Source organism: Stenotrophomonas sp. P5_B8 (assembly GCF_054049855.1).
Genome location: NZ_JBFULO010000430.1, coordinates 1 through 3171 on the forward strand (window position 1 = coordinate 1; position 3171 = coordinate 3171).

Annotated in this window: 4 protein-coding genes; 3 read left to right on the top strand and 1 reads right to left on the bottom strand. The window is 67.9% G+C overall.

Annotation, left to right across the window (positions count from 1 at the left end):
* Nucleotides 1–244 precede the first annotated feature (244 nt).
* From ACXJKH_RS17580 to ACXJKH_RS17590, 3 genes are all read left to right on the top strand, one after another.
* Nucleotides 245–754, top strand: a complete 510-nt coding sequence (locus ACXJKH_RS17580) for a hypothetical protein (protein ID WP_256776247.1) — start codon at nucleotides 245–247, stop codon at nucleotides 752–754.
* A gap of 22 nt (nucleotides 755–776) precedes the next feature.
* Complete coding sequence (locus ACXJKH_RS17585; protein WP_457321250.1) at nucleotides 777–1610, top strand: pseudouridine synthase; 834 nt, start codon at nucleotides 777–779, stop codon at nucleotides 1608–1610.
* 92 nt (nucleotides 1611–1702) lie between these two features.
* Nucleotides 1703–2047: a hypothetical protein gene (locus tag ACXJKH_RS17590; RefSeq protein ID WP_457321252.1), complete on the top strand. Its 345-nt coding sequence runs from the start codon at nucleotides 1703–1705 to the stop codon at nucleotides 2045–2047.
* Between the two features lie 116 nt (nucleotides 2048–2163).
* Here the strand turns inward: ACXJKH_RS17590 and kbl are convergent.
* On the bottom strand, nucleotides 2164–3171 hold a 1008-nt coding region (gene kbl / locus ACXJKH_RS17595), incomplete at its 5' end, for a glycine C-acetyltransferase (RefSeq protein WP_457321254.1).

The following is a 3171-nucleotide window of genomic DNA, read 5'->3' on the forward strand; positions in this document are numbered from 1 at the left end:
GAGGCGCATGGAGGCGGCGACGGAGCCTCCAGGGATGGATTCACGGCGTGTCCCGCAACCCCACCCCTACCGGCCCAGCTCGGGGCAAGCGGACATGGGGGCGAACTTGACCATCGCTCCGCGCTCTTGATCAAGAAATCAACAATAAATCCAACAAGTTGCCGTATTCATTGAATGTGGGATCTTGAAAGCCGTTGTGGCGCTGTTAAACTCGCCGCGTCAACCCCTTTCCTGGATGCATCCCATGCTGCGTATCGCACTGGCCGCCGTGCTCGGCCTGGCCCTGGTCCCCACCGCCTACGCAGCCGTGGATTGCTCGGCGCATGCCATCAGCGCCTCGCCGCTGCCGCTGCCGGCCACCGCCGTTGCGCCGGTTGCCGAAGAGCTCTACATCCGCAACGTCCAGCTCGGCATGCCCGCTGGCGTGCTCACCTCCAATTTCGACCAGCAGCAGTCGCTGGACCGCGTCCTGCAGCGCCTGCGCATCGATGGCTGCCAGAACATCGCCAAGGCCATGCCCGGCGCACCGGCGATCAAGGCCAACGATCCGGCCGCGTACAAGCCGGCCACCGAGTTCGACAACACCCCCTGGCGCTTTGACATGAGCCAGAACGGCAAGCGCATGACCGCCGAGGAATTCGACGCCTGGATGAAGGCGCGCGGCGTGCGCGTGGTCAAGGCGCGGCCGGTGCCGGCCGCCGCCCCGGCCGCCGCGGAAGCACCGGCTGACACCAAGCCGGGCGAGAAGAAGTAGGCCGCGCGCTGCGCGGAGCACGATGAGCACACGCCGGCCCCCTGCCGCGCCAGCCGCTCGACCACGCCGTCCCGAGCGGCGTGCGTCATCGACCAGCCCCGCGCGCAGCGACGGCGCACCCCGCCATGGCCTGGCGCGCGTGCTGTCCAAGGCCGGGCTGTGTTCGCGCACTGAAGCGGCGCGGTGGATTGCCGCCGGCCGCGTCACCGTCGATGGCCGTGTCATCAACAAACCCGAATTCCCCATCGTCGACGGTCGCCACCACGTGCGCGTCGACGGTCAGCCGCTGGACGCGCCGCGGCGCATCCACCTGATGCTCAACAAGCCGCGCGGCCTGGTCACCACCGCCCAGGACGAGCAGGGCCGCGACACCGTCTACCGCTGCTTCGATGACGCCGGGTTGCCGTGGATCGCCCCGGTCGGGCGGCTGGACAAGGCCAGCGAAGGCCTGTTGTTGTTCAGCAACGACCCGCAGTGGGCCGCACGACTGACCGACCCGGCCACCGGCCCGGACAAGACCTACCACGTGCAGATCGACGCCATCCCCGATGCCGCGCAGCTGCAGGCGCTGTGCACCGGTGTGGAGGACGAAGGCGAACTGCTGCGCGCGCGACGCGCCACCTTGCTGCGCAGTGGCGACAAGACCGCGTGGCTGGAAGTGGTGCTCGAAGAAGGCCGCAACCGCCATATCCGGCGCCTGCTGGCCGCGTTGGATATCAACGTGCTGCGCCTGGTGCGCGTGGCCATTGGGCACCTGCCGATGGGCGCGCTGGGCAAGGGTGCCTGGCGTGAACTGAGCCAGCGCGACCTGGATTTGCTGTATGCCGCGGCCGATGGCGCCGTGGCGCCGCCGTGACGCCGTGGCCTGCCCGTGCGCGGCAGGCCGACCGAACCAGGCAATGGATGGCCGCGTACCCGACGTTTCATTCACCCCCGGGAGATTCCCCCATGCATGCCAACCTGCTCAATCGCCCCCTGTTCCGCAGCGCCTGCCTGCTGCTGCCCGCCGTGCTGCTCACCGCGTGTGGGGGCCACAAACAGGCCGCCAAGGCCGAGGCCCCGGTGACCGACAAGGTGGTGGAAGTCAAAACGCCCGAGCTGGACGGCCGCGGCAGCTACCGCTTCATGATGAGCGACGGCGACAAGAAGATGTCCGCCGATGAGTTCGACGCCTGGATGAAGGCCAACGGCATCCGCGTGGCCAAGGGCAACGGCCAGGACAGGCCGGTCGCCGCACCGGTGGTGGTGGCCAGCAAGGAAACGGCCAAGGACAAGAAGAAAAAGAAGAAGTAAGCGGCTGACGCCGGCCGTGGGTCGGCGAGGGCACACAGGCGTGCCCTCGCCAGATGTTCATGATGCCGCTGCGGAGAGCCGCCACCCATGGGGTGGCGCTACCCGGTTTGCGCGTGTCAGTGCTTGATCACGCCCAGCTCGAGGCCAATGCGGGTGAACGCATCGATCGCCCGGTCCAGGTGGGCACGCGTATGCGCGGCGCTGATCTGGGTACGGATGCGCGCCTGGCCCTTGGGCACGACCGGGAAGAAGAAGCCGATCGCGTAGATGCCTTCTTCCAGCAGGCGCTCGGCGAACTTCTGCGCCAGCGGGGCGTCGTACAGCATCACCGGGCTGATCGGGTGCACGCCCGGCTTCACGTCGAAACCGGCGGCGGTCATCTTCTGGCGGAAATAGGCGGTGTTGTCGGCCAGCGTGCTGCGCAGGTCGTCGGCGGCGGCCAGCATCTCGAAGGCCTTGATGCCGGCGGCGACCACGTGCGGTGGCAGCGAGTTGGAGAACAGGTACGGGCGCGAGCGCTGGCGCAGCAGTTCGACCACTTCGGCGCTGGCGCAGGTGAACCCACCCAGCGCGCCGCCCATGGCCTTGCCCAGGGTGCCGGTGATGATGTCGATCTTCTCCAGCACGCCCTTGACCTCGGCCGAGCCGCGGCCGGTGGCACCGAGGAAGCCGGTGGCATGGCATTCGTCGATGTGCACCAGCGCGTTGTACTTCCTGGCCAGCGCGGTGATCTCATCCAGCGGGGCGATGAAGCCGTCCATGGAGAACACGCCGTCGGTGGTGATCAGCTTGGTTCTGCAGCCGGCGGCATCGGCAGCCTGCAGCTGGGCTTCCAAGTCGGCCATGTCGCAGTTGGCGTAGCGGAAGCGCTTGGCCTTGCACAGGCGCACGCCGTCGATGATCGAGGCATGGTTCAGCGCGTCGGAGATGATCGCGTCGTTCTCGCCGAGCAGCGGCTCGAACAGGCCGCCGTTGGCGTCGAAGCAGGCCGCGTACAGGATGGTGTCCTGCTTGCCGAAGAACGTGGCGATCTGCTTTTCCAGCTGCTTGTGCAGGTCCTGGGTGCCGCAGATGAAGCGCACCGAAGCCATGCCGAAGCCGTGGCTGTCCAGCGCGTCCTTGGC

What these genes read in the sequence shown, in the direction of transcription:
- ACXJKH_RS17580 (WP_256776247.1), top strand. Translation starts at nt 245, where the DNA reads ATGCTGCGTATCGCACTGGCCGCCGTGCTCGGCCTGGCCCTGGTCCCC.
- ACXJKH_RS17585 (WP_457321250.1), top strand. Translation starts at nt 777, where the DNA reads ATGAGCACACGCCGGCCCCCTGCCGCGCCAGCCGCTCGACCACGCCGT.
- ACXJKH_RS17590 (WP_457321252.1), top strand. Translation starts at nt 1,703, where the DNA reads ATGCATGCCAACCTGCTCAATCGCCCCCTGTTCCGCAGCGCCTGCCTG.